At 72.5% G+C, this 23,479-nt stretch carries 24 protein-coding genes and 1 riboswitch; of the genes, 18 read left to right on the forward strand and 6 right to left on the reverse strand.

The genetic code is table 11. The features are described 5' to 3' along the window. Nucleotides 1–44: 44 nt before the first annotated feature. Complete coding sequence (locus tag AB0C15_RS23610) at nt 45–1,337, reverse strand: hypothetical protein (RefSeq protein ID WP_357355217.1); 1,293 nt, start codon at nt 1,335–1,337, stop codon at nt 45–47. Nucleotides 1,338–1,578: 241 nt separating this feature from the next. Between AB0C15_RS23610 and AB0C15_RS23615 the strand changes: the two genes are divergently transcribed. The 4 genes from AB0C15_RS23615 to AB0C15_RS23630 all read left to right on the forward strand — a co-directional run bounded on the left by AB0C15_RS23615 (nt 1,579) and on the right by AB0C15_RS23630 (nt 7,080). Beyond that, nucleotides 1,579–4,047, forward strand: coding sequence for a tetratricopeptide repeat protein (locus AB0C15_RS23615; RefSeq protein WP_357355219.1), 2,469 nt, complete (start codon nt 1,579–1,581; stop codon nt 4,045–4,047). Nucleotides 4,048–4,157: 110 nt separating this feature from the next. Next, nucleotides 4,158–4,715, forward strand: coding sequence for a peptide deformylase (def, locus tag AB0C15_RS23620; protein ID WP_357355221.1), 558 nt, complete (start codon nt 4,158–4,160; stop codon nt 4,713–4,715). A gap of 5 nt (nt 4,716–4,720) precedes the next feature. Then, on the forward strand, nt 4,721–5,647 hold the full coding sequence (gene fmt / locus AB0C15_RS23625) for a methionyl-tRNA formyltransferase (protein WP_357355223.1): 927 nt from the start codon (nt 4,721–4,723) through the stop codon (nt 5,645–5,647). After that, nucleotides 5,638–7,080 carry a transcription antitermination factor NusB gene (locus tag AB0C15_RS23630; RefSeq protein ID WP_357355320.1) on the forward strand — a complete coding sequence of 481 codons (1,443 nt, stop codon included), beginning with the start codon at nt 5,638–5,640 and terminating at the stop codon, nt 7,078–7,080. The genes fmt and AB0C15_RS23630 overlap by 10 nt, the downstream gene beginning before the upstream one ends. 46 nt (nt 7,081–7,126) lie before the next feature. Here AB0C15_RS23630 and AB0C15_RS23635 read toward each other — a convergent pair whose 3' ends face one another. Beyond that, nucleotides 7,127–8,017: a septum formation family protein gene (locus tag AB0C15_RS23635; protein WP_357355225.1), complete on the reverse strand. Its 891-nt coding sequence runs from the start codon at nt 8,015–8,017 to the stop codon at nt 7,127–7,129. Between the two features lie 82 nt (nt 8,018–8,099). Further along, nucleotides 8,100–8,990: a septum formation family protein gene (locus tag AB0C15_RS23640; RefSeq protein ID WP_357355227.1), complete on the reverse strand. Its 891-nt coding sequence runs from the start codon at nt 8,988–8,990 to the stop codon at nt 8,100–8,102. A gap of 253 nt (nt 8,991–9,243) precedes the next feature. Here AB0C15_RS23640 and rpe point away from each other — a divergent pair, with 253 nt between their 5' ends. The 7 genes from rpe to ribH all read left to right on the forward strand — a co-directional run bounded on the left by rpe (nt 9,244) and on the right by ribH (nt 15,447). Next, nucleotides 9,244–9,924, forward strand: a complete 681-nt coding sequence (gene rpe, locus AB0C15_RS23645) for a ribulose-phosphate 3-epimerase (protein ID WP_357355229.1) — start codon at nt 9,244–9,246, stop codon at nt 9,922–9,924. Between the two features lies 1 nt (nt 9,925). After that, nucleotides 9,926–10,882, forward strand: a complete 957-nt coding sequence (locus tag AB0C15_RS23650; protein ID WP_357355231.1) for a response regulator — start codon at nt 9,926–9,928, stop codon at nt 10,880–10,882. A 78-nt stretch (nt 10,883–10,960) separates the two neighbouring features. After that, a riboswitch (FMN riboswitch) is annotated at nt 10,961–11,131 on the forward strand. 166 nt (nt 11,132–11,297) lie between these two features. Then, on the forward strand, nt 11,298–12,359 hold the full coding sequence (ribD, locus tag AB0C15_RS23655) for a bifunctional diaminohydroxyphosphoribosylaminopyrimidine deaminase/5-amino-6-(5-phosphoribosylamino)uracil reductase RibD (protein WP_357355233.1): 1,062 nt from the start codon (nt 11,298–11,300) through the stop codon (nt 12,357–12,359). Nucleotide 12,360: 1 nt separating this feature from the next. Further along, nucleotides 12,361–12,999: a riboflavin synthase gene (locus AB0C15_RS23660; RefSeq protein ID WP_357355235.1), complete on the forward strand. Its 639-nt coding sequence runs from the start codon at nt 12,361–12,363 to the stop codon at nt 12,997–12,999. Then, entirely contained in the window at nt 12,999–13,682 is a 684-nt protein-coding gene (gene pnuC, locus AB0C15_RS23665; protein ID WP_357355237.1) for a nicotinamide riboside transporter PnuC, read from the forward strand. The genes AB0C15_RS23660 and pnuC overlap by 1 nt, the downstream gene beginning before the upstream one ends. Continuing rightward, on the forward strand, nt 13,679–14,944 hold the full coding sequence (locus AB0C15_RS23670; protein ID WP_357355239.1) for a bifunctional 3,4-dihydroxy-2-butanone-4-phosphate synthase/GTP cyclohydrolase II: 1,266 nt from the start codon (nt 13,679–13,681) through the stop codon (nt 14,942–14,944). Before pnuC ends, AB0C15_RS23670 begins: the two co-directional genes overlap by 4 nt. A gap of 2 nt (nt 14,945–14,946) precedes the next feature. Further along, on the forward strand, nt 14,947–15,447 hold the full coding sequence (ribH, locus tag AB0C15_RS23675; protein ID WP_130408438.1) for a 6,7-dimethyl-8-ribityllumazine synthase: 501 nt from the start codon (nt 14,947–14,949) through the stop codon (nt 15,445–15,447). Nucleotides 15,448–15,542: 95 nt separating this feature from the next. Here the strand turns inward: ribH and AB0C15_RS23680 are convergent, their stop codons facing one another. Genes AB0C15_RS23680 through AB0C15_RS23690 form a run of 3 tightly spaced genes read right to left on the reverse strand, consistent with a single transcriptional unit; the run spans nt 15,543 to nt 17,995 of the window. Further along, on the reverse strand, nt 15,543–16,286 hold the full coding sequence (locus AB0C15_RS23680; protein WP_357355241.1) for an amino acid ABC transporter ATP-binding protein: 744 nt from the start codon (nt 16,284–16,286) through the stop codon (nt 15,543–15,545). 3 nt (nt 16,287–16,289) lie between these two features. After that, nucleotides 16,290–17,126 carry an amino acid ABC transporter permease gene (locus tag AB0C15_RS23685; RefSeq protein ID WP_357355243.1) on the reverse strand — a complete coding sequence of 279 codons (837 nt, stop codon included), beginning with the start codon at nt 17,124–17,126 and terminating at the stop codon, nt 16,290–16,292. Between the two features lie 5 nt (nt 17,127–17,131). Continuing rightward, a complete protein-coding gene (locus tag AB0C15_RS23690) occupies nt 17,132–17,995 on the reverse strand; it encodes an ABC transporter substrate-binding protein (protein ID WP_357355245.1) in 864 nt (287 codons plus the stop codon). 132 nt (nt 17,996–18,127) lie between these two features. On the opposite strand from AB0C15_RS23690, the gene AB0C15_RS23695 reads away from it, so the two are divergent. From AB0C15_RS23695 to AB0C15_RS23725, 7 genes are all read left to right on the forward strand, one after another. Continuing rightward, nucleotides 18,128–18,391, forward strand: a complete 264-nt coding sequence (locus AB0C15_RS23695) for a phosphoribosyl-ATP diphosphatase (RefSeq protein WP_110566078.1) — start codon at nt 18,128–18,130, stop codon at nt 18,389–18,391. 48 nt (nt 18,392–18,439) lie between these two features. Then, complete coding sequence (gene hisG / locus AB0C15_RS23700; protein WP_357355248.1) at nt 18,440–19,285, forward strand: ATP phosphoribosyltransferase; 846 nt, start codon at nt 18,440–18,442, stop codon at nt 19,283–19,285. 450 nt (nt 19,286–19,735) lie between these two features. After that, nucleotides 19,736–20,209: a PH domain-containing protein gene (locus AB0C15_RS23705; protein ID WP_357355249.1), complete on the forward strand. Its 474-nt coding sequence runs from the start codon at nt 19,736–19,738 to the stop codon at nt 20,207–20,209. A gap of 905 nt (nt 20,210–21,114) precedes the next feature. Further along, nucleotides 21,115–21,762 (forward strand): translation initiation factor IF-3, encoded by a 648-nt coding sequence (infC, locus tag AB0C15_RS23710; protein ID WP_357355251.1) that lies wholly within the window; start codon nt 21,115–21,117, stop codon nt 21,760–21,762. A gap of 20 nt (nt 21,763–21,782) precedes the next feature. Then, nucleotides 21,783–21,977 carry a 50S ribosomal protein L35 gene (rpmI, locus tag AB0C15_RS23715; RefSeq protein WP_007458415.1) on the forward strand — a complete coding sequence of 65 codons (195 nt, stop codon included), beginning with the start codon at nt 21,783–21,785 and terminating at the stop codon, nt 21,975–21,977. A 32-nt stretch (nt 21,978–22,009) separates the two neighbouring features. Further along, a complete protein-coding gene (gene rplT, locus AB0C15_RS23720) occupies nt 22,010–22,402 on the forward strand; it encodes a 50S ribosomal protein L20 (protein ID WP_007458417.1) in 393 nt (130 codons plus the stop codon). Nucleotides 22,403–22,431: 29 nt separating this feature from the next. After that, nucleotides 22,432–23,283, forward strand: coding sequence for an RNA methyltransferase (locus tag AB0C15_RS23725; RefSeq protein WP_357355253.1), 852 nt, complete (start codon nt 22,432–22,434; stop codon nt 23,281–23,283). Nucleotides 23,284–23,479: the final 196 nt, after the last annotated feature.

Genomic DNA, 23,479 nt, shown 5'->3' on the forward strand with positions numbered 1-23,479 from the left:
GCGTCGGCCCGGCCACCGAGTCGTTCGGCGGTCGCCGAGACGGCTCAGCCGAGGACGACGCCCGTGGCGCCGACGCCGGCCATGCCGGAGAAGATGTCCTCGTAGTAGAACCGCCAGGCGCAGACCCGGCCGGTCTTCACGTAGCCGGTGCAGGCCGTCGACGTGTTGGTGTCGTCGATGGCGGTGTTGGTGCCGGTCGCCCAGACCTGGAGCGTGTTCGCCGCGTTCACGATCTCCACCGGGCCACCGCTGTCGCCCTGACCGACGGCGTTGCCGCCGGTGGTGTTCTCCGCCTGGACCTGGCCGCAGACCTGACCGAAGTCGCGCACGTTGATGCACAGGTTGCGGGCCTTCACCTGGATCGAGCAGCGGGTGCCGGAGTACGCGCCCGAGGTGCACACCCAGTTGCCGACCTGGCTGGCCGACGCGCCGATCACCTGGTTGTTGAACTCACTGACCACGTCGCCGTTCGCGGCGGTGCTGTTGTTGAAGACCCGGCCGCCGGCGCCGGCCGACAACAGCAGCGTGTCGGTGCCGGCGTTGCGGGTGCTGACGGTGCCCATCGACTGGCCGGTCGGGTCGGTCGCGACGTTGTTGAGGTTGCCGCAGTGCGCGGCGGAGAGGATCCGCGCGTTCCCGTTCTTGAAGACCCCGAAGCCGGTCGAGCAGCCACCGCCGGTGCTGGCGTTGCGCCAGGCGGCACCGCCCCACCACGGCGCGCTGTCGTCCCACCGGGTCGCCGGCGCGGCGGCGACCTTGGTCTGCACGGTCACCGGCACGCCGGCCATGGCCGTCGCGCCGAGCAGCCCGTCCTGCGTGCCGACGAGCAGGCCGGCACCGTCGGCGCGCGGTCCGACCGTGGTGATCTCGTTTCCGGCCCTGGCCCGCAGCCGATCGGCTGCGGCGAGCAGTTCCCGCTGCGAGTACGCGGCGGGGAGCACCTTTGTCGCGACGGTGGCCCGAGCGGTGGCCACCAGGCTCGCCGGCGGCTCACCCTTCCAGTAGACCTGGAGGTGGCGGTTGGTGGGGTCGGCGACGATGCCGGCGAAGCCGGAGTTCGGGCTGCGCTCGGCCACCTTCGTGATCCGCTCGGCGGCGTTGTTCATGCGCTGCTGCAGCCGGAGCAACTCCGACCAGGAGGCGAAGCCACCGGGCACCGGCGTGCTGTCGACGAAGGATCCGGTGGCGGCGGCCTTGCCGCCAGGTGCGGCGGCGGGTGCGGCCGCGGCGGGTGTGGCGGTCATGCCCGCGGCGAGCAGCGCGAGACTCACCGCGGTGACGGCGGCGCGACGCAGCATCGCCACGGGGCGCCGGGTGGTCGGGTGTGGACGGATCATCGGGTACCTCTTCCCCCAGGGATCGTGGAGCGGGCCGTGCCCGCACCAGGGACGGTGGCAGGGGCGTCGGCGCGGCGCGGCGGATCCTGGACGGGGCTGGACACGGTTGGACACCGTCGGACGGGGGAACGGTCCGCAGTGGAACTGTCATACATTGGCTGTTGTCTATCGAGCGGTGCGGGGGTGGAATTACCCTGCCCGTGCGCATCCGGGGGGCCGGATGACCGGGGGTGGGGGCCGCATGTCCGACCAGTGGGTACCTTCCGGTACTCGTCAGACGTCAGACGGGTCGTCCGGAACGTTCGAACTGGGCCGTGCCGGCGCGGAGGCGCAGACCCTGCCGGAGCTGGCCGGGTTGCTGCGCCAACTGCGCCGTCGGGAAGCCCGCCAGCAGGGCGAGACGCTGCTGACGTACCGGCAGTTGGCCGCGAAGACCGGCTGGTCGCGCGGGATCATCGGGGAGTACTTCTCCGGCAACGTCCTGCCGCCGCCGGAGCGCTTCGACGCCCTCATCCGACTGCTCGGGGCGACCCCGGCCGAGCAGGGGGTGCTGGCCACCGCGCGGGACCGGGTCGAGGAGCGGCGTCGACACCTCACCAGGGACCACCCCACCACCGGGCGGGTGGGCGTTCGGCCCAGGGCCGGTGGCCCGCGCACCGGCACCGCGTTCCCGCCGCTTCCGGTGCCCCGCCAACTGCCCCCGGCGCTGCCCGGGTTCGTCGGACGGGCAACCCACCTCGCGCGGCTCGACGCCGAGTGCGCGGTGTCCCCGGCGCCCGGGGACGACGAGGTGGCGTCGGTCACCGTCCTGACGGTGTCCGGTACGGCCGGGGTCGGCAAGACGACCCTCGCCGTCAACTGGGCGCACCGGGTCGCCGACCGATTCCCGGACGGCCAGCTCTACGTCGACCTGCGCGGGTTCGACTCCACCGGAACGGTGGTGTCGGCCGTCGAGGCGGTGCGGGGCTTCCTCGAGGCCCTGGAGGTGCCGCCCGAGCGGATCCCCACCCACCTGCCCGCGCAGGTGGGCCTCTACCGCAGCCTGCTCGCCGGCCGCCGGATGCTGGTGCTGCTGGACAATGCCCGTGACGCCGACCAGGTCCGGCCCCTGCTGGTCGGCAGTGCGAGCTGTCTGGTCCTGGTCACCAGTCGCAACCGGCTCGCCGGCCTGGTCGCCACCGAAGGTGCCCGGCCGGTCGGCGTCGACCTGCTCAGCACCGCGGAGTCCTGGCAGTTGTTGGCCCGGCGGCTCGGTGCGAACCGGCTGGCTGCCGAGCCGGAGGCGGTGGACGACATCATCGAGCGGTGCGCGCGGCTACCGCTGGCGCTTGCCGTCCTCGCCGCGAGAGCCGCGGCGAACCCGGCGTTCCCGCTGGCCACCCTCGCGGCCGAACTGAACGCGGCGCCGCGACCACTCGACTCGTTCGACGGAGGTGACACCAGCACCGACGTGCAGGCCGTCTTCTCCTGGTCGTACCGGGGCCTGACCCCACCGGCGGCACGCCTGTTCCGGCTCCTCGGCTGCCATCCCGGCCCGGACATCGGGGTCGCCGCCGCGGCCAGCCTGGCCGGGCTGCCCCGGGCCGAGGTGCCCCGGCTGCTGGCGGAGCTGGCCCACGCGCACCTCATCACCGAACACGCCCCCGGCCGGTACGGCGCGCACGACCTCCTCCGGGCGTACGCGGCCGAGCAGGTCGAACGGCTCGAACCGGCGTCGGCCCGGCGGGCCGCGATCCGGCGTGGGCTGGACCACTACCTGCACACCGCGCACGCGGCGGCGCTGCTGCTGCAACCCGGACGGGATCCGGTCACCCTCGCCGCCGCCGCGCCGGGTGTGCTGCCGGAGGAGATCACCGACCTCGGTCAGGCGCTCGCCTGGTTCGGCGTCGAGTATCCGGTGCTGCTGGCGGCGGTAGCCCACGCCACCCGGGCCGGGTTCGACGGCCACGCGTGGCAGCTCGCCTGGACACTCGTGGACTTCCTGCAACGCAGGGGGCGGTGGCCGGACCTGGCGGTGGCCCAGCGCAACGCCCTGGACGGGGCGCGGCGGGCCGGCGACCGACCCGGGCAGGCGAACGCCCACCGCGACCTCGCCCGGGTGCAGTACCGGCTGGGCCGGGTGGACGAGGCGGCGAGGAACTACCGCCAGGCCCTGGTGATCTTCGCCGAGCTGGGCGACCACACCGGGCAGGCGCGTACCCACCGGGCGTTCGGCGCGATGCTCGACGGGATCGGCCGGCACGCCGAGTCGCTGGAGCAGAGCGAGCGCGCCCTGGCGCTGTACCGGGCCGCCGGGCACGCGGCCGGGGAGGCCAGCGCCCGCAACGCGGTGGGCTGGGCGCACGCCCAACTCGGCCAGTACGAGCCGGCGCTCGGGCACTGCCGGGAGGCGTTGCGGCTGCTCCGGACGACCGGGGACCGGCACGGTGAGGCGAACACCTGGGACAGCCTCGGCTTCATCCATGCCCGGCTGGGCGAGCACCGTGCGGCGATCCGCTGCTTCCAGCGGGCGATCGGGCTGTATCGGCAGGTCAGTGACCGCTTCGACGAGGCGGACACGCTGTCCCGGCTCGGCGAGAGCCGGCAGGCGGTGGGGGACACGACCGGCGCCGCGCGGAGCTGGCGACGAGCCGTGGGCATCCTCGACGACCTCGGCCACCCGGCCGCCGAACGGGTGCGTGACCTGCTGGCCCGGGCCGCCCGCCGGTGACGCTCGGCACACCGGCGGCGGGTGATCGAGGTGCGCCGCCGGGCCGGTGGCCGGGCACTCCGTAGACTGGTACGGCACCGCCCGTCCACCCACCGAAGGAGCCGTCCCGCGTGACCGTCCAGCCCATCCGTCTGTTTGGGGATCCGGTGCTGCGCACGCCGGCCGATCCGGTCGTCGACTTCGACGCCGAGCTACGTCGGCTCGTCGCCGACCTCACCGACACTATGCGGGAGCAGAACGGCGCCGGCCTGGCCGCGCCGCAGCTCGGTGTGAGCCTGCGGGTGTTCACCTTCGACGTCGACGACGTCCTCGGGCACCTGATCAACCCGGTGCTGGAGTTCCCCGACGAGGAGGAGCAGGACGGCCCGGAGGGCTGCCTGTCGATCCCCGGGCTCTACTTCGACACCAAGCGTCGGCAGAACGTCGTCGCGAAGGGCTTCAGCTCGTTCGGCGATCCGATGCAGATCGTCGGCACCGGTCTGATGGCACGGTGTGTGCAGCACGAGACCGACCACCTCGACGGGGTGCTCTTCCTGGACCGACTCGACCAGGAGGGGCGCAAGGAGGCCATGAAGGCGATCCGCCAGGCCGAGTGGTATGACGCGGCGGCCCCGCCCACGGTCAAGCTCAGCCCGCACATCAGCGATCCGTTCGGTCTGGGGCGCTGACCCGGATGCGCGTGATCTTCGCCGGAACACCGGCCGTCGCCGTGCCCGCCCTGGCCGCCGTCGCGGCCTCCCGACACGAGCTGGTGGCCGTGGTCACCCGGCCCGACGCGCCCGCCGGGCGGGGGCGGGGTCTGTCCCGTTCCCCGGTCGGTGCGTGGGCCGACGAGCACGGCGTGGAGGTCCTCACGCCGGCCCGCCCGCGCGACCCGGAGTTCCTCGACCGGCTGCGCGAGCTGGAGCCGGCCTGCGTGCCGGTGGTCGCCTACGGCGCGCTGGTGCCGCCGGCGGCCCTGGAGATCCCCCGACACGGGTGGATCAACCTGCACTTCTCCCTGCTGCCCGCGTGGCGCGGCGCCGCGCCCGTGCAGCACGCCGTGCTGCACGGCGACGAGCTGACCGGGGCCAGCGTCTTCCAGCTGGAGGCGGGCCTGGACACCGGCCCGGTCTACGGCACCCTGACCGACGAGATCCGCGCCGCCGACACCTCTGGTGATCTGCTGGAGCGGCTCGCCGACTCCGGTGCCGGGCTGCTGGTGGCGGTGCTCGACGCGATCGCCGACGGTACCGCCCGCGCCGAGCCGCAGCCGGCCGACGGGGTGTCGTTGGCGCCGAAGTTGACAGTTGACGACGCACGGGTGCGCTGGAGCGACCCGGCCTTCGCGGTGGACCGGCGGATCCGGGCCTGCACGCCCGCGCCGGGTGGCTGGACCACGTTCCGGGACGAGCGGGTGAAGCTCGGCCCGGTCGTCCCGGCGCCCGACGGCCCCCCACTGAAGCCGGGGGAGTTGTCGGTGGAGAAGTCCCGGGTGCTTGTCGGCACGGCGACCGTGCCGGTGCGTCTCGGAGAGGTTCGCGCCGCGGGCAAGCGGGCCATGGGCGCGACCGACTGGGCGCGCGGCGTCCGGGTCGGCGCCGGAGAGGAATTCGCGTGACGGCACCGGAGGGAACCCGCCCGACGCGCTCCGGCTCGTGGGCCGATCGGGGCGGGGATCGCCGCCCGACCCGACCACCGATGGACCGGCCGCGCCGCGCCGCGTACGAGGCGGTGGCGGCGGTGCACCGCGACGACGCGTTCGCCAACCTGGTGCTGCCGCTCATCCTGCGCGAGGAGGGGCTGTTCGGTCGGGACGCCGCCTTCGCCACCGAGCTGACCTACGGCACCCTGCGCCATCTCGGCACCCTGGACGCGATCCTCAGCGACGCCGCCGGCCGGGAGGTGGCCCGGATCGACCCGCAGGCGCGCGACGCGTTGCGGATCGGCGCGTACCAGTTGCTGCACACCCGGGTGCCCCCGCACGCCGCCGTGTCGTCGACCGTGGACCTGGTCCGCTCGGTCGCTCCGGGCGCCGCCGGGTTCGCCAACGCGGTGCTGCGTGAGGTGTCGACCCGCGACATCGACGCCTGGGTGGCCAAGCTCGCCCCGCCGATGGAGACCGACCCGATCGGGCACCTCGCGTTGGCGTACAGCCACCCGCAGTGGATCGTGCGGGCCTTCTCCGAGGCGCTCGGCGGCGACCTGGGTGAGACGACCCGCCTCCTGATCGAAGACAATGAGCGCCCGCCGGTGCACCTGTGCGCCCGGCCCGGTCTGATCGACCCGGTCGAGCTGGCCGACCAGGTCGGCGGTGCGCCAGGCGCCTTCTCGCCGTACGCCGTCTATCTGCCCGGTGGCGCGCCGGGCGACATCCCGGCGGTGGCCGACGGCCGCGCCCACGTCCAGGACGAGGGCTCCCAGTTGGTGGCCGCCGCGCTCGCCACCGCGCCGCTCGACGGCCCGGACGGGCGTTGGTTGGATCTGTGCGCCGGCCCGGGTGGCAAGGCCGGCCTGCTCGGTGCGTTGGCCGCGCAGCGGGGTGCCCGGGTGACCGCGGTGGAGGTGGCCGAGCACCGGGCCCGGCTGGTGTCCCAGGCGACCCGGGGTCTGCCGGTGGCCGTGCTCGCCATGGATGGTCGGGAGGTCGGCGGCGACCCGAAGCTGCCGGAGCAGCACTTCGACCGGGTGCTTGTGGACGCACCGTGCACGGGGCTGGGCTCGCTGCGTCGTCGGCCGGAGTCGCGCTGGCGTCGCCAGCCGTCCGACCTGCCGCCACTGACCCGGCTGCAACGGGAGTTGCTCGGCGCGGCGCTGCGGGCGGTGCGCCCGGGTGGTCTGGTCGCCTACGTCACCTGCTCGCCGCACACCGTCGAGACGCACGTGACGGTGACCGAGGCGGCGCGCCGCAGCGGGGTCCAGGTGGACTTCGTGGACGCCCGGCCGCTGTTGCCGGCCGGCATGCCCGGTCTCGGTGACGGGCCGACCGTGCAGCTCTGGCCGCACCGGCACGGCACCGACGCCATGTTCCTCGCCGTCCTGCGCCGAGGCTGACGACGTACGCGTCCGGCCGGTCGGGTGACCGGCCGGACGCCGTGCGCTAGGTGACCGGTAGGCCCTTGGTGCCGGCGTTCTTCATCGAGCGGGTCAGGTTCCGGTCGGAGATCCAGAGGAAGCACTGGACGCCCCGGTTGCCGTTGCGCCACTCCTCCTCGTACGGCTGGTAGTAGATCGTCCCGGCGCGGAAGTCGAGCTGGGAGTTGTCCGGCACCTTCGCGTACTTGGCGATCATCGACTGGCAGGCCCGGTGGGTGCGCTTGGTGGTGCGGGTGAACTCGGCGTAGCTGACGTCCGGGCCCTGCCACACCCCGACGAACTCGGCGTGGTGCTTGGCGGTGCAGGAGACCGGCACCATCTGGTCGATGTCGTCCTTGACCAGCTTCGGGTCGAAGCAGCGGTAGGCCAGAGGCGCGGCGCCGGACAGCGCGCCCCGCAGGCTGCCGGTGCGCAGGTCGACAGCGGTGTCGTCGATGCTGGCGATCTCGGTGACGTCACAGCGGTACCAGCGGGCACCGCCCGCCCACGCCGGCGGAGACGGGAGCACGACGGTCAGGCCGAGCCGCCCGGAACGCCAGTCGCCGCCCACCGCCTTGTTGACCGCCGTGTCGCAACCGGCCTGGGCGGCCCGCATGCCGGCCGAGCCGGGCTGCGGGGGCGTGCCGCCCTCGGCCCCCCGGCCGGTGAGGGTGCCGACGTGCATGGTCTCCACCCGGTGCGCCTCGGTGCACGCCGTCGGGTTGTAACCGGTCAGGAAGCCGACCTGCTGGGAGCTGTGGTGGCAGACGTCGGCGGCGGGGACGAACTGCTGCGCCGCGACGGGCGCCGGCCAGTCGTCGACGAGGTCACGGTCGAGTCCGGCGGGTGCGCCGCACCCGGACAGCGCCAGGGCCAGGACCCCACCCCCGGCGAACGCCGCAAACCACCGTCGCATCCCGACCTCCCGCCGCTGGTGGCCCCCGACCGGACCCAGCCGGTCGGTACCGCCACGGCGCAGCAGCATACGGCACCGATGCTCAGATCGCCGGCAGTCCCTCGGGGCCGGCGCCGCGCATCGAGCGGGTGAGTTTGCGGTCGTCGCTCCACAGGAAACAGCGCACCCCACGGTCGCCCTCCTCCCACTCCCGCTGCGACGGTGGGTAGTAGATGGACCCGGCCCGGTACGGCAGCTCGCTGTTGTTGGGCACCGCCGCGTACTCGGCGATCAGCGCCATGCAGCGCCGGTGGGCCTGCTCGGCGGACTTGGCGAACTCCGCCCAGCTCATGTTCCGCTCCTCGTACACGCCCACGAACTCGGCGCGGTGCGGCTCGGTGCAGAGCACCGGCGCCATGTAGTTGAGGTTGTCGCCGATGAGTTTGGGGTCGAAGCAGCGGTGTGTCAGGGGTGAGTCGCCGATCAACGCGCCGCGCAGGCTGCCGGTGCGGTTCACCGGGCGGGTGTTGTCGATGCTGCCGGTCTCGCTGAGGTCGCAGCGGTACCAGCGGGCGTCACCGGCCCAGGCGGGTGCGGAGGGCAGCGCGAGGGACAGCGCGAGTCGGGCGGTGTGCCAGTCACCGCCGAGCACCTGACGGGCCCGCTGGTCGCATTCCGCGCGGGCGGTGCGCAGCGCCGACGACCCGGGCTCAGGTCGGGTCTCGCTGAGCGCGTCGGGCCCGACGAAGGTGCCGACGTGGATGGTCTCGGCCAGGTGGTTGCGCGCGCAGTCCACCGTCTCGTACGTGCTGGCCTGCACGACCGAGGCGATCCGTGGCAGGCAGGTGTCGGTGGCGGGGGTGAACGGCTTCGGGACCCGCAGCGCCGGCCAGTCGTCGGTGAGATCACCGTCCGCGCCCCGCGCCGGCGCGCAGCCGGCCAGCAGCACCGTCGTGACGCCGGCCAGCACCAGCGCTGGAAGCCACCGTCGCATCGTCCGCCTCCCGGAAGCTGGCGGCCGGTCGTCGCGCCCCGCGGCGCGACTCCGGCGGGCGTGCAGCTTACGGCACCGTCCCGCTTGGAGTGTCGTCGCGTTTCCGTCGATCGGCCAGCCGCTGATGTCTGTTCGTCCGGATTCGGGGGTCCGGAGCGTCCAATTCTGCACCACTGGTCACTGCTGGGTCACAGCGCGTCCCCGATGGTGGCGCGATGCTGGTGGCAGGTCGCCACGTTCGTACACTGGCCCCGTGACCGTACCGCCGCCGATCGTCGCGCCGAGCATCCTGGCCGCCGATTTCGCCCGCCTCGCCGAAGAGGTCCGTGCCGTCGAGGACGCCGCGGACTGGTTGCACGTGGACGTGATGGACAACCACTTCGTGCCGAACCTGACCATCGGGCTGCCCGTGGTGCAGAGCCTGCGGGCTGTCACGGCGATGCCCTTCGACGTGCACCTGATGATCGAGGACCCGCGCCGGTGGGCTCCCGGGTACGCCGACGCCGGGGCGTACAACGTCACCTTCCACGCGGAGGCGTCCGACGACCCGGTGGCGCTGGCCAAGGACCTGCGCTCGGCCGGTGCGAAGGCGGGCCTGGCCATCGACCGGGACACCCCGATCGAGCCCTACCTGGACCTGCTGCCCAGCTTCGACACCCTGCTGATCATGACGATCAAGGCGGGCTTCGGTGGGCAGCGGTTCCTCCCGCAACTGCTCGACAAGGTGCGGACCGCCCGGCGGCACGTGGACGCCGGGCACCTGGAGCTGCGCATCGAGGTGGACGGCGGAATCGCCGCCGACACCATCGAGCAGGCGGCCGTCGCGGGCGCCGACGCGTTCGTGGCCGGCACCGCCGTCTACGGGGCCGCCGACCCGGCCGAGGCGGTACGGCACCTGCGGGCACTGGCGGAACGCGCGGCTCCCGGGGCCTGAGGTGGAGCCCGAGGCCGACCGCAAGGACATCATTCTCGTCGTGGACGACGACGAGGACATCGCTCGTTTCGTCGAGTTCAACCTGCGGCTGCACGGCTTCGAGGTGATCCACGCCAGCGACGGTCAGGAGGCCCTGGAGGTCATCGAGCGCCAGCGGCCGGACCTGGCGGTGGTCGATCTCATGATGCCCCGGATCGACGGGCTGGAGCTGACCCGGCGGCTGCGCGCCGACCCGATGACCTCGGCGCTTCCGGTGATCATGTTGACCGCCAAGGGGATGACCGTCGACAAGGTGCACGGGCTCAGCGCCGGTGCGGACGACTACCTGGTCAAGCCGTTCGACACCGCCGAGCTGGTGGCCCGGGTCTCGTCCACGCTGCGCCGCAACAAGGAGTTCCGGGAGGTCTCCCCGCTGACCGGGCTGCCCGGCAACAGCCGGATCCGGCGGGAGATCCGCGACCGGGTCCGCAACGGTGTGGACTACGCGGTCGGCTACGTCGACATCGACAGGTTCAAGAGCGTCAACGACAGGTACGGCTTCGTCCGCGGCGACGACTTCATCTCCGCGCTGGCCCGCAGCCTGCACCGGGCGGTGGTGGGTGTCGGGCTGCCACCGGCCTTCCTCGGCCACGTCGGCGGCGACGACTTCGTCATCGTCTGCGCGCCGGACCAGGTGCGTCCGCTGACCTCCCAGGCGGTGGTCGACTTCGAGACCGCCGCCGACACCCTCTACGACCCGACCGACCGGGAGCGCGGCTTCGTCGAGTTGAAGGACCGGCGGGGCAACATCCGGCGCGCGGCCCTGGTCACCCTCTCCATCGGGGTCTCGCTCTCCGACGCCGGCAAGCGGTTCTCCGACCCCCTGGAGGCGATCGCGATGGCCTCGGAGATGAAAACCGTGGCCAAGAGCCAACCGGGCTCGTACGTGGCGGTGGACCGGCGTCGCGGCGTCACCTGAGCGTGATACCGCTGTGAAGTAGCTCGCCTAGGTGGCGGCGGAGCCGCATCGGCGTGTAAGACTTCCCGTGTACCCACCACGCGCTGGCGGGACTCGGTGAAATTCCGAACCGGCGGTGATCCACGGTCCAACCGTGGTCAGCCCGCGACCCGGACGGCTCTGCCGTCCGGTGGACCTGGTGAAAATCCGGGGCCGACGGTTGGGGGCGGTTCGTCCGCGCCCAGACAGTCCGGATGGGAGACAGCGCGCGGGACGGACGGGTCCGAGCCGACCGCTGGCTTCAGCGTGCCGCGCCGACCCCCCGGGGCGGCTGTGCCGTTCCCGGAATCCGCCACCGCCTGCCCGTGGCCCCATGGCCACCGCCTCCCTGACCGCCCGCGCGCGGACCGGCGAGTGAGAGGGCAGGGGCAGGGCGATGGCCAGCGTCTCCGTTGATGAGGCGATGCGGCGTGCGATCGAGTTGGCCGCGCGCGGGCTCGGCACCACAAGCCCCAACCCGGTCGTCGGGTGTGTGCTGCTCGACGAGGACGGCCAGGTCGTGGGCGAGGGCTTCCACGCGTACGCCGGTGGCCCGCACGCCGAGATCGTCGCCCTGGCGCAGGCCGGAAGGCGGGCCAAGGGCGGCACCGCGGTCGTCACTCTGGAACCCTGCGACCACACCGGCCGCACCGGCCCCTGTAGCTCCGCGCTCGTGCAGGCGGGGGTGGGCCGGGTGGTGATCGCCGTCCCCGACCCCAACCCGGTCGCTTCCGGGGGCGCCGCCACCTTGCGCGCCGCGGGGGTCCGGGTCGATCTGGGGGTACGCGGCGAGGAGGCCGAGGCCGGCAACGTGGCGTGGCTGACCTCGATGCGCCGAGGCTGGCCGTACGTGATCTGGAAGTACGCCGCAACCCTCGACGGGCGCTCCGCCGCCGCCGACGGCACCAGCATGTGGATCACCTCGGAGGCCGCCCGGATCGACGTGCACGCGTTGCGCGGCACTGTCGACGCGGTCATCGCCGGGGTGGGCACCGTGCTCGCCGACGACCCCCGGTTGACCGCCCGGAACCTGCGCGACGGCAGCCTGGCCATCCGGCAGCCGCTGCGGGTGGTGGTGGACAGCTCGGGGCGTACCCCGGCCGACGCCCGGGTCCGCGACGGCGCGGCGCGGACGTGGATCGCGACCGCCGACGAGGTCGGCGCCGACCCGGACGGCCGGGTGGACCTGCCGGCGCTGCTGGCGGCGCTGCACCAGCGCGGGGTCCGTGCGGTGCTGCTGGAGGGCGGCCCCCGACTGGCCGGCGCGTTCCTGCGGGCCGGCCTGGTCGACAAGATCGTCGGATATGTCGCGCCGCGGTTGCTCGGCGCCGGTCCGACCGCGCTCGTCGACGCGGGAGTGACCACCATCGCTGAGGCCATCGATCTGGAGTTCGTCGACGTTACGCAGATCGGTCCGGATCTCCGGATCACCGCTTTGCCCCGCAAAAGGGAGGGCTGAGATGTTCACCGGCATTATTGAGGAACTGGGCGAGATTGTCCGGGTCGCGCCGACGGCGGGTGATTCGGCGCTGCTCGGTGTCCGTGGCCCGCTCGTCACGTCCGACGCCCGGCACGGCGACTCGATCGCCGTCAACGGTGTCTGCCTGACCGTCGTGGAGGTGGCCGACGGCGTCTTCACCGCCGACGTGATGGGCGAGACGCTGCGCCGCTCGGCGTTGGGTGCGCTGCGCCCCGGCGACCCGGTCAACCTGGAGCGGGCCGCCGCGCTCGGCAGCCGCCTCGGCGGGCACCTGGTGCAGGGGCACGTCGACGGCGTCGGTGAACTGATCTCCCGGGAGCCGGCCGAGCAGTGGGAGACCGTCCGGTTCCGACTGCCCGCCGGCCTGTCCCGGTACGTGGTGGAGAAGGGCTCGATCACCATCGACGGTGTCTCGTTGACGGTGGCCGAGGTCGGGGCGGACGAGTTCGCCGTCGGGCTGATCCCGACCACGCTGAAGCTGACCACGCTCGGCGCGAAGGGCGTCGGCGACCCGGTCAACCTGGAGGTGGACGTGCTGGCCAAGTACGTCGAGCGGCTGCTCGGCGACCGGCTCGGTGACACCCGTGGGGCGACCACGATCCCGGGTGGGGTGGCCTGATGGGCCCGCTGAGCTGGCTCCTCGACGCCCAGGTGCAGGTCGCCGGCTCGCCGGTGCTGGCCCGGGAGATCGTCGGCAACGCGTTCGGGCTGGTCTCGGCGCTGCTCGGGCTGCGCCGGCTGGTCTGGGCGTGGCCGGTCGGCATGATCGGCAACGCGCTGCTCCTCACCGTCTTCCTCGGCGGGGTGTTCGCCACCCCGCAGGCACACGACCTGTACGGGCAGGCCGGCCGCCAGGTGTTCTTCTTCGCGGTGAGCGTCTACGGCTGGTGGCGTTGGCGGCGCAACCGTCGCGCCGACGCCGGGCAGGCGGCGGTCGTGCCGCGCTGGGCCACCGCACGGGAACGGCTGGTGCTGCTGGTGGCCGCCGTGCTCGGCACCGCCGCGGCGTACCCGGTGCTCAAGGCCCTCGGCTCGTGGGGCCCGCTGCCGGACGCCTGGATCCTCACCGGCAGCCTGCTGGCCACCTACGGCATGGCCCGCGGCTGGGTGGAGTTCTGGCTGCTCTGGATCGCGGTGGACGCGGTCGGCGTGCCGCTGCTGCTGCGCGGCGGGTTCTACCCGTCGGCAGTCATGTACCTGATCTACGGCGCGCTCTGCGTCTGGGGCTTCGCCGCCTGGTGGCGCACCTCGCGCGCCACGGCCACCGCCCCTCAACCCACCTACCGGGAGGCGCTCGCATGACCAGCTTCGGGGATATCGAGCAGGCGCTCGCGGACATCGCGGCCGGCCGGCCGGTCGTCGTGGTCGACGACGCGGACCGGGAGAACGAGGGCGACCTGATCTTCGCGGCCGAGTTGGCCACGCCGGAGCTGATGGCGTTCATGGTGCGCCACACCTCCGGCTACGTCTGCGTGGCGCTCACCGAGAGCGAGGCCGACCGGCTCGACCTGCCGCCGATGCACCACACCAACCAGGACCGGCGCGGCACCGCGTACACGGTGACCGTGGACGCCCGCGAGGGGGTCAGCACCGGCATCTCGGCGGCCGACCGCGCGCACACCAGCCGGCTGCTCGCCGGCGCGGCCACCGACCCGACCGACCTTTCCCGCCCTGGGCACGTGGTGCCGCTGCGGGCCCGCGAGGGCGGGGTGCTGCGCCGACCGGGGCACACCGAGGCGGGCATCGACCTGACCCGGCTGGCCGGGCTGCGTCCGGCCGGCGTGCTCTGCGAGCTGGTCAACGACGACGGCACCATGATGCGCCTGCCGGACCTGGAGAAGTTCTCCGCCGAACACGGCCTCACGCTCGTCACCATCGCCGACCTGATCGCCTACCGGCGGCGGACCGAGAAGCAGGTCGAGCTGGTCGCCGACGCCAGGATGCCGACGAAGCACGGGGTGTTCCGGGCGCTCGGCTACCGCGCCGAGCACGACCCGGCCGAGCACGTCGCGATGGTGCTGGGTGACCTCGGTGACGGCCAGGACGTGCTGGTCCGGGTGCACTCCGAGTGCCTCACCGGGGACGTCTTCGGCTCGCTGCGCTGCGACTGTGGGCCGCAGTTGGACGCCGCGCTGGCTCGGGTCGGGCAGGAGGGCCGGGGCGTGGTGCTCTACGTCCGTGGGCACGAGGGGCGCGGCATCGGGCTGCTGCACAAGTTGCAGGCGTACCAGCTCCAGGACCTGGGCCGCGACACCGTCGACGCCAACCTCGACCTGGGCCTGCCGGCCGACGCCCGGGACTACGGCACCGGCGCGCAGATCCTCTACGACCTGGGCGTCCGGTCGATGCGGTTGCTGACCAACAACCCGGCCAAGCGGGCCGGGCTGGAGGGGTACGGGTTGACCATCACCGGCCGCGAGGGGCTGCCGGCCGGCGCACACCCGGAGAACATGCGCTACCTGCGCACCAAGCGGGACCGGATGGGTCACCTGCTGGACGAGTTGGACGAGGTGTCCGAGGCGCCCCTGGGGCGTCCGGTCGCCAACGACGAGATCGGAGCATGACGATGGCGGGTTTCGGTGAGCCGGGAGTCGAGGCGGTCGACGCCGCGGGGCTGACCGTCGGGGTCGTCGCCGCCCGCTGGCACGGCGAGTTGACCGACCACATGCTGGAGCGTGCGGTGGCCGCCGCCGAGGCGTGCGGCGCGCGTTCCGTGGTCGCCCGGGTCGCCGGTTCGGTCGAGCTGCCGGTGGTGGCGCAGGCCCTCGCCCGTCGCTGCGACGTGGTGGTCGCGCTCGGCGTGGTGGTCCGCGGTGCCACCGCCCACTTCGACTACGTCTGCCGCTCGGTCACCGACGGGCTGACCAGGGTGGCGCTGGACGAGGGCAAGCCGGTGGCGCACGGGGTGCTGACGGTGGAGACCATCGAGCAGGCCCGCGACCGCGCCGGCCTGCCCGGCTCGGCGGAGGACAAGGGCTGGGCGGCCACCGTCGCGGCGCTCGACGCGGCGCTTGCCGTGCGGACCGTGGCGGCGGGCAACGCCCAGCGGGTCGGCTTCGCCGGCTGACCCTGGCTTCGGTGCTTCGGTGCTTCGGTGCTTCGGTGCTTCGGTGCTGCCGTGCTTCCTTGCTCCCGTGCTTCCTTGCTCCCGTGCTTCCGTGCTCAGAGCCGACCCGCCTCGATGATCCGGCGTAGGAACTGCCGGGTACGAGGCTGGGTCGGCTCGCCGAGCACCTGCTCGGGCGGGCCGCTCTCGACGACCCGCCCGGCGTCGAGGAAACACACCTGATCGGCGACCTCCCGGGCGAAGCCCATCTCGTGGGTGGCCAGCACCATGGTCATGCCGTCGGCCTTCAGGCCACGGATCATCGTCAACACCTCGCCGACCAGCTCCGGGTCGAGCGCGGACGTGACCTCGTCGAGCAGCATCAGCCGAGGTGAGTTGGCAAGCGCCCGGACGATCGCCACCCGCTGCTGCTGCCCGCCGGAGAGCCGGTCCGGGAAGGCGTCCGCCTTCGCGCCGAGGCCCACCCGGTCGAGCAACTCCCGGGCCTGCGCCTCGGCTTCCACCCGGCCCCGCCGGTGCACCCGACGCGGCGCGAGGGTGATGTTGTCCAGGACGCTGAGGTGCGGAAAGAGGTTGTACGCCTGGAACACCATGCCGATCCGCCGCCGGACCCGGTCCGGGTCCACCCGCGGATCGGAGATGTCCTCCCCGTCCAACTCGATGGTGCCGTCGTCGAGGTCGTCGAGCAGGTTGACGCAGCGCAACAGGGTCGACTTGCCGGACCCGGACGCGCCGATCAGGGCCACCACCTGGTGTTCGGCGACGGTCAGATCGAGCTGGTCGAGCACGGCGTGCCCACCGAACTCCTTGCGTAGGCCCCGGCAACGCAGCAACGCCATGGGTCAGCCTCCCGACTGTCGACGGGCCGCGCGCAGCGTCACCCAGTCGGTGACCGCGATCAGCGGGATCGCGAGCAGCACGAAGAGCACCCCCGCCACGACGTACGGCGTGTAGTTGAAGGTCTGGGCGGTGGCGATCTGGGCGGCGCGGACCGCGTCGATCGGCCCGGCGAGGGAGACCAGCCCGACGTCCTTCTGCAACGCCACCACGTCGTTGAGCAGCGGTGGCGCCACCCGGCGGACGGCCTGCGGCAGGACCACGTGCCGCATCGTCTGCCGGTGGGTCAGGCCCAACGAACGGGCCGCCGCGAGCTGACTGGAGTGCACCGACTCGATGCCGGCCCGGAACACCTCGGCCAGATAACCGCCGTAGGTGAGGACCAGCGCGATCCCACCCAGCACCAGCACCGGCGGCATGCCCTGCAACCGCAGCCCCGGCACACCGAGGGTGAGCAGGTACAGCACGATGATCAGCGGGAGGCCGCGGAAGGTGTAGGTGTAGCCGGCGGCCAACGCGCGGACCGGGAAGAAGACCGGCCCGCGCAGCGTCCGCAGCACGGCGATCACCAACCCGAGCAGCAGCGCGCCCACCGCACAGCAGACCAGCAGCCGTACGTTGAGCCAGAGCCCGCTCAGCACCGTCGGCAGGGCGTCGCGGGCGATCTCCGGATCCAGGAACGAGCGCCGGACCCGGTCCCAGCCCGGCGCGCCGGTCACCACGATCACCAGCAGTGTGCCGAGCGCCGCCGTGGAGGACGCCGCGACCAGCACGCTGACGACGGTCTGCCGACGCCGGTACGCCGAGCGCCGCAGCTGCGCCTCGGACGGCACGTGACCCATAAGCGTCACTGAAGCTCGGCCGCCCCCGCCACCTGCGCCAGCCACTTCTGCTCCAACTCCGCCAGCGTGCCCGCCTCGGCGAGCTGACCGACCGCGCCGGTCACACAGGAGGTCAGCGGGGAGTCCTTGTCCAGCAGCAACCCGAACGCCTCGGGCGTACCGACCTGCGGCACCTGCCCGACGATCGTCGCGTCGGTAATCTCCGCGCCGGTGATGTAGAAGGCGGTCGGCAGGTCCACCACCAGCCCGTCCAACTGCCCGTTCTGCAGCGCCTTCTTGGCGTCGTCGTTGCTGTTGTAGACCTGCGGCTCGACGGTCGGCTTGATCACGTCGGTGATCGCGCGATAACTGGTGGTGCCGACCTGGGCGCCCAGCCGAGCGTCGCGCAGCTCGGCCAGCGACTTCCGGCCGGCGATCTTCGAGGACTTCAGCGCGATCACGGTCTGCCGCACCAGGTAGTACGGCGCGGAGAAGTCGACCGCCTTCTTGCGCTCCTCGGTGATGGAGAACTGGTTGATGTCGAAGTCGAAGGCCTTCGGCCCCGGCGCGATGGCGGTGTCGAACTTGACCCGGGTCCAGGTGACGTCGGCGCGGGCGTAACCGAGCTTCTCAGCCACCGCGTACGCCACGGCGGACTCGAAGCCCTCGCCGCTGTCCGGCTTGTCCTTCGAGAACCACGGCTCGTACGCGGGCTGGTCGGTGGCGATGGTCAGCTTTCCTGCCGTACGCGTGGGCAGGCTGTCCTTCGCGCACGACGGCGCTGCGGTGACTACGGGGGTGGGCTTCTCCACCTGTGGCGCGCACCCGGCGGTGGCGACGACGGCGGCACCGGCGACGGTGAGCGCGAGGAGACGTGAGCTGCTGGCCATGGCGGACAGCGTAGGGTCGATGACCGTCGATCGACAATTGTCCTACCATTTTGGTAGGGAATTGTCCGATTGCTGGATTCCGGCGGACCCGGACGTGGGGTGCCGCCCGGGTGGCTGGAAGAATCGTTCCCCGTGAAGACGTTCGAGGAGTTGTTCGCCGAGCTGCAGGCCAAGGCCGCCGCCGGCACCCCGGGCTCGGGCACCGTCGCCGCGCTGGACAAGGGCGTGCACTTCATCGGCAAGAAGGTCGTCGAGGAGGCGGCCGAGTCGTGGATGGCCGCCGAGCACGAGGGGCCGGAGCGCACCGCCGAGGAGATCTCCCAGCTGCTCTACCAGGTTCAGGTGCTGATGCTCGCCAGTGGTCTCGACCTCAAGGACGTCTACCGACATCTGTGAGTGCCCCCACCCCGTTGATCGCCATCCGGATCGAAGGAGCACTCCGTCATGCTGCGTGTCGCCATTCCCAACAAGGGCACCCTGGCCGAACCGGCCGCCCAGATGCTGCGCGAGGCGGGCTACCGCCAGCGCACCGACCCCAAGGACCTCGTCTGCCGCGACGAGCCCAACGACGTCGAATTCTTCTACCTGCGCCCGAAGGACATCGCCACCTACGTCGGCTCCGGTGACCTCGACCTCGGGATCACCGGCCGGGACCTGCTGATCGACTCGGCCGCGCCGGCCGAGGAGGTCGTCGACCTCGCCTTCGGCCGGGCCACCTTCCGCTTCGCCGCCCGCCCCGACGACATCGCCTCCGTGCAGGAGTTGGGCGGGCACCGGATCGCCACCGCGTACCCGGGGCTCGTCGAGCGGCACCTCGGCGAAGTGGGCGTCAAAGCCGACGTGATCCGCCTCGACGGCGCCGTCGAGAACGCCGTACGCCTCGGCGTCGCCGACGTGATCGCGGACGTCGTGGAGACCGGCGCGACCCTGCGCCAGGCGGGCCTGGTGGTCTTCGGTGAGCCGCTGCTGCGCTCGTCGGCCGTGCTGGTCCGCCGCGCCGGCGCGCCCGCGCAACCGCAGGCCGAGCAGTTGCTGCGCCGCCTGCACGGTGTGCTGGTGGCCCGTCGCTACGTGATGCTCGCCTACGACGTGCCGGCCGGCCTGCTGGACCGGGCGAGCGGGCTCACCCCGGGCATCGAGTCGCCCACCGTGTCGCCGCTGCACCGCGAGGGCTGGGTGGCGGTGCAGGCGATGGTGCTCCGCGACGACGTGCACCGCATCATGGACGAGCTGTACGAGCTTGGCGCCCGCGCCATCCTCGTCACCAACATCCACGCCTGCCGCCTCTAACCACACCCCCCGGCTCGCCACCCCCCGGCTCGCCACCCCCCGGCTCGCCACCCCCCGGCTCGCCACCCCGCGGCTCGCCACCCCCCGGCTCGCGTCGATCATGGACTTATGGTGGCCGATTGAGCCGCCTTCGTTCCTTATGTCCACCACCACAACTCCATGATCGACGGGGCGGCGGGGTGCCCGGGGGTTGTTGGAGACGGAAGATCGTGCTCGATCATTGAAGTAGTGGCCTTCTCTTCGACGGAGACCACTCGATCCTGGATCGAGCACGATCTTGCGGCGGTGCGGCGGTGCGGCGGTGCGGCGGTGCGGCGGTGCGGCGGTGCGGCGGTGCGGCGGTGCGGTGCGGTGGTGACTGATCGGCTCGGTGGGCGGCGGGATGGGGAGCGGGTGGTGGCTTGGCGGGTGGTGCGTTCGATGACCGAGCGCGGATGGCAGACTGGTGCGGTGAGTGAAACCGAGCTGGTCCGCCTGAAGCCCCGCCGCATCCGCGTGGTCTGCTGGTCGGCAGCGGCTGCCCTGGTGGTGGTGTTCAGCCTGGTCGCCACCTCGCTGAGTGGCCCGACCGGCGATGGCTACGGCAGCTTCCAGCGTGGTGACCAGATTGCGATGATCGGCCTGGGCGTCTTCGGCGCGCTGGGTTTCCTGTTGTTCACGCGTCCGCGGGTGGAGGCGGACGAGCGGGGCATCCGGGTGCGTAATGTGATCAGCTCGTACGAGCTGCCCTGGGAGGTTGTCCGGGGGGTTCGCTTCGACCGGGGCGCGCCGTGGGCCAGCCTGGAACTGCATGACGACGACCTGCTGCCGATGGTCGCGTTGCAGGCCGCCGACAAGGAGTTGGCCGTCGACGGGGTCCGCGCGCTGCGCCGGCTGCACGAGGCCCACCGGGTCCGCCTCGCCGAACGCGCCGTCGGTCGCTGACCCCGGCGACACCGCCCACGCCGGTGCGCGGCCGAACCGCCGACCGTCGATCTCGCGTCGCCGCCCACGCCGGTGCGCTGGCCGAACCGACGACCGTCGACCTCGCGCGGCCGCCCACGCCGGTGCGCGGCCGATTCGCCGACCGTCGTCGCCGCCACGCCGGTTCGGGGCCGAACCGCTGACCGTCGACCTCGCCCACGCCGGTTCGGGCCAGAACCGCGGACCTCACGTCGCCGCCCAGCGGCCAAGCATGCCGCGCACCCTCGCCAAGATCTGGACAACTTCCCTGAAGATGCTGCCTCCCAGCGCCCTGAGGCAGCATCTTCAGGGAAACTGCGCGGATCTTGAGGCGGCGCCGGGCGTGTGGGGGCGGCGCCGGGACGCGTCGGGGCGGTGCCGGGCGTGTGAGGGCGGCGCCCCCACGCGTCAGGGCGGCGCCAGGACCGTCAGGACGCGCCAGGGCCGTCAGGACGCGCCAGGACACGTCAGGACGCGCCAGGATGGAAACGGGCGACACCGGGGCGACACTAGGGGCGACACCGGGGCGCTACGCAAGGGGCGGTCGCGCTCGTGTCTGGCCGCAGGTCGTGCCCGGTTTGGGGGTGGCCGGGGCGTCGGTGTAGTGTTGTCGAGTCGACCAGGCTGTCTCCGCATGCGAGCAGGCAGCCTTGAAAGCGGAGCGCCTGCTCCCACCCGAGTCGCCGCTACGGTGGCCGGGTCCGGTCACCGGTTCCGGGCATGTCCCGGTGCTGGATGCGCGATCCTGTGATCGTGCTGACCGGTCGAGCGGGCCCTGGCATCTGCCGGGGCCTTCTGTTTTCCGGGTCGGTTCCCATCCGGGAGCCGCAGGGGTCGGCACCTGAGCAGAAACGACTCGAGGAGGCCCCATCAGCGTCGAACCACGCGTGAACGAGCAGATCCGGGCACGTGAGGTCCGACTGGTCGGCCCAGAGGGTGAGCAGGTGGGCATCGTCCCGCTGGAGCGCGCTCTTCAGCTGGCCGCGGACGTCGATCTGGACCTGGTCGAGGTTGCGCCGATGGCGCGCCCGCCGGTGTGCAAGCTCATGGACTTCGGCAAGTTCAAGTACGAGAGCGCACTCAAGGCGCGCGAAGCGCGGCGTAACCAGCAGCAGACCGTCATCAAGGAAATGAAGCTTCGGCCGAAGATCGACCCGCACGACTACGAGACCAAGAAGGGTCACGTGGTGCGGTTCCTCAAGGCGGGCGACAAGGTCAAGGTGACGATCATGTTCCGCGGTCGCGAGCAGAGCCGCCCGGAGCTGGGTTACCGGCTTCTGCGTCGGCTCGAGTCCGAGATCACGGAACTGGGATACGTCGAGGCCGCTCCGAAGCAGGACGGTCGAAACATGATCATGGTTCTCGCTCCGCATCGGGCCGTCAAGGCTTCCGCGGTCGCCGCCACGGCGTCTCGCGGTGGCCCTCGGGACCGGGCCGCGGACGAGTCCGCCGCTCCGGCAGCCGATGACACCGCGGCGGTCGGCGAGACCGCAGCAGCCGGTGACACCGGCACCGCCGCCACCAGCGGCGAGTAACAGGGGAGAAGACGTTCCACATGCCGAAGATGAAGAGCCACACGGGTATGGGTAAGCGGGTCAAGGTGACCGGCAAGGGCAAGATCGTTGCCCAGCAGGCCGGCCTTCGCCACAACCTGGAGAAGAAGCCCTCCACCCAGACCCGCCGGCTGACCGGCACGGTCGTGCTGGCCAAGGCCGACGTCAAGCGCATCAAGAAGCTGCTCGGCCGCTGACGCGCGCCACCTTTACGTAATTAGGAGTTGAGATGGCACGCGTCAAGCGGGCTGTAAACGCCCAGAAGAAGCGTCGTACCCTGCTGGAGACCGCGAGTGGTTACCGCGGTCAGCGCTCCCGCCTGTACCGCAAGGCCAAGGAGCAGGTGCTGCACTCGATGCAGTACGCCTACCGGGACCGTCGCGACCGCAAGGGCGACTTCCGGCAGCTGTGGATTCAGCGGATCAACGCGGGCGCCCGGGCCAACGGGATGACCTACAACCGTCTGATCCAGGGCCTGCGTCTGGCCGGCATCGAGGTCGACCGCAAGATCCTGGCCGACATGGCTGTCAACGACGCCGCCTCGTTCGCGGCGATCGTCGAGCTGGCCCGGGCCGCGGTCACGGCCGAGGGCACCGGCGGCGCGGCGGCTCAGGCCGCCTGATCCCCACGCACCAGAGCGAGGCGTCTCCCGTGTCGGCACCGCCGTCCGGGGGGCGCCTCGATCGTGCCGGAGGAACCCACACCATGGCCTTCACCCCGCGTACCCCGAGGGTTGTCGCCGCCCGCCGTCTGCAACGCCGCCGGGACCGCGACGCCACCGGCCGTTTCCTGGCCGAGGGCCCGCAGGCGGTCCGCGAGGCCCTCGCGCGGCCGGAGGTGGTCACCGAGCTTTTTGGTACGACCACCGCGCTCGACAGGTACCCGGAGTTGGCCGCCACGGCGGCCCGCGCCGACGTGCCGGTCTCCGAGGTGACCGACGACGCCCTCGCGGCGCTGACCGAGACCGTCGCCCCACAGGGGCTGGTGGCCGTCTGCCGGCACCTGGACGTGTCGTTGGAGCAGGCCCTCGCGGGTGCGCCCCGGCTGGTGGCGGTGCTCGCCGAGATCCGTGACCCGGGCAACGCCGGCACGGTGCTGCGCACCGCCGACGCGGCCGGTGCGGGTGCGGTGATCTTCGCCGGGGACGCCGTCGACCCGTACAACGGCAAGTGTGTGCGGGCCTCGGCCGGCAGCCTCTTCCACGTCGACGTGGTGCGCGCCCCCGACCCGGTCACGGTGGTCGACGCGCTGCGCGCCGCCGGGCTGTCGATCTTCGCCACCACCGGGTACGGCGACAACGACCTGGACGACCTGACCGACTACGGCCGGCTCGTCGGGCCCACCGCCTGGCTGTTCGGTTCCGAGGCGCACGGGCTGCCGGAGGAGTTGACCGCCGCCGCCGACACCACGGTGCGCGTGCCGCTGTACGGGCGCGCGGAGAGCCTCAACCTGGCTGCCGCCGCGGCCGTGTGCCTGTACGCTTCAGCGAGAGCACAGCGCTGACGGTGTCCACACCCGGCGCGACCGACAGCAGGGGAGAGCGTCCGTCCATGAACGCGCCACGGCGTTCGTTTAGCCAGCCCGCCGGTGTCGGCGGGCGGCGGGCCTGACCTGCTCCCTGCGCAACTCCTACCGGCGGGCTGCGGCACAGCCGCGCGTCCGTAGACTCGCTACGCCGCCCCGGTGAGGGCTGGCGCCG

It is taken from the genome of Micromonospora sp. NPDC048835 (genome assembly GCF_040649995.1).
GTDB lineage: Bacteria > Actinomycetota > Actinomycetes > Mycobacteriales > Micromonosporaceae > Micromonospora.

What these genes read in the sequence shown, in the direction of transcription:
- rpmI (WP_007458415.1), top strand. Translation starts at nt 21,783, where the DNA reads ATGCCGAAGATGAAGAGCCACACGGGTATGGGTAAGCGGGTCAAGGTG.
- AB0C15_RS23610 (WP_357355217.1), bottom strand. Translation starts at nt 1,337, where the DNA reads ATGATCCGTCCACACCCGACCACCCGGCGCCCCGTGGCGATGCTGCGT.
- hisG (WP_357355248.1), top strand. Translation starts at nt 18,440, where the DNA reads ATGCTGCGTGTCGCCATTCCCAACAAGGGCACCCTGGCCGAACCGGCC.
- AB0C15_RS23670 (WP_357355239.1), top strand. Translation starts at nt 13,679, where the DNA reads ATGACCAGCTTCGGGGATATCGAGCAGGCGCTCGCGGACATCGCGGCC.
- AB0C15_RS23660 (WP_357355235.1), top strand. Translation starts at nt 12,361, where the DNA reads ATGTTCACCGGCATTATTGAGGAACTGGGCGAGATTGTCCGGGTCGCG.
- ribH (WP_130408438.1), top strand. Translation starts at nt 14,947, where the DNA reads ATGGCGGGTTTCGGTGAGCCGGGAGTCGAGGCGGTCGACGCCGCGGGG.
- AB0C15_RS23690 (WP_357355245.1), bottom strand. Translation starts at nt 17,995, where the DNA reads ATGGCCAGCAGCTCACGTCTCCTCGCGCTCACCGTCGCCGGTGCCGCC.
- pnuC (WP_357355237.1), top strand. Translation starts at nt 12,999, where the DNA reads ATGGGCCCGCTGAGCTGGCTCCTCGACGCCCAGGTGCAGGTCGCCGGC.
- AB0C15_RS23615 (WP_357355219.1), top strand. Translation starts at nt 1,579, where the DNA reads ATGTCCGACCAGTGGGTACCTTCCGGTACTCGTCAGACGTCAGACGGG.
- rplT (WP_007458417.1), top strand. Translation starts at nt 22,010, where the DNA reads ATGGCACGCGTCAAGCGGGCTGTAAACGCCCAGAAGAAGCGTCGTACC.
- AB0C15_RS23640 (WP_357355227.1), bottom strand. Translation starts at nt 8,990, where the DNA reads ATGCGACGGTGGCTTCCAGCGCTGGTGCTGGCCGGCGTCACGACGGTG.
- AB0C15_RS23635 (WP_357355225.1), bottom strand. Translation starts at nt 8,017, where the DNA reads ATGCGACGGTGGTTTGCGGCGTTCGCCGGGGGTGGGGTCCTGGCCCTG.
- AB0C15_RS23685 (WP_357355243.1), bottom strand. Translation starts at nt 17,126, where the DNA reads ATGGGTCACGTGCCGTCCGAGGCGCAGCTGCGGCGCTCGGCGTACCGG.
- AB0C15_RS23680 (WP_357355241.1), bottom strand. Translation starts at nt 16,286, where the DNA reads ATGGCGTTGCTGCGTTGCCGGGGCCTACGCAAGGAGTTCGGTGGGCAC.
- ribD (WP_357355233.1), top strand. Translation starts at nt 11,298, where the DNA reads ATGGCCAGCGTCTCCGTTGATGAGGCGATGCGGCGTGCGATCGAGTTG.
- fmt (WP_357355223.1), top strand. Translation starts at nt 4,721, where the DNA reads ATGCGCGTGATCTTCGCCGGAACACCGGCCGTCGCCGTGCCCGCCCTG.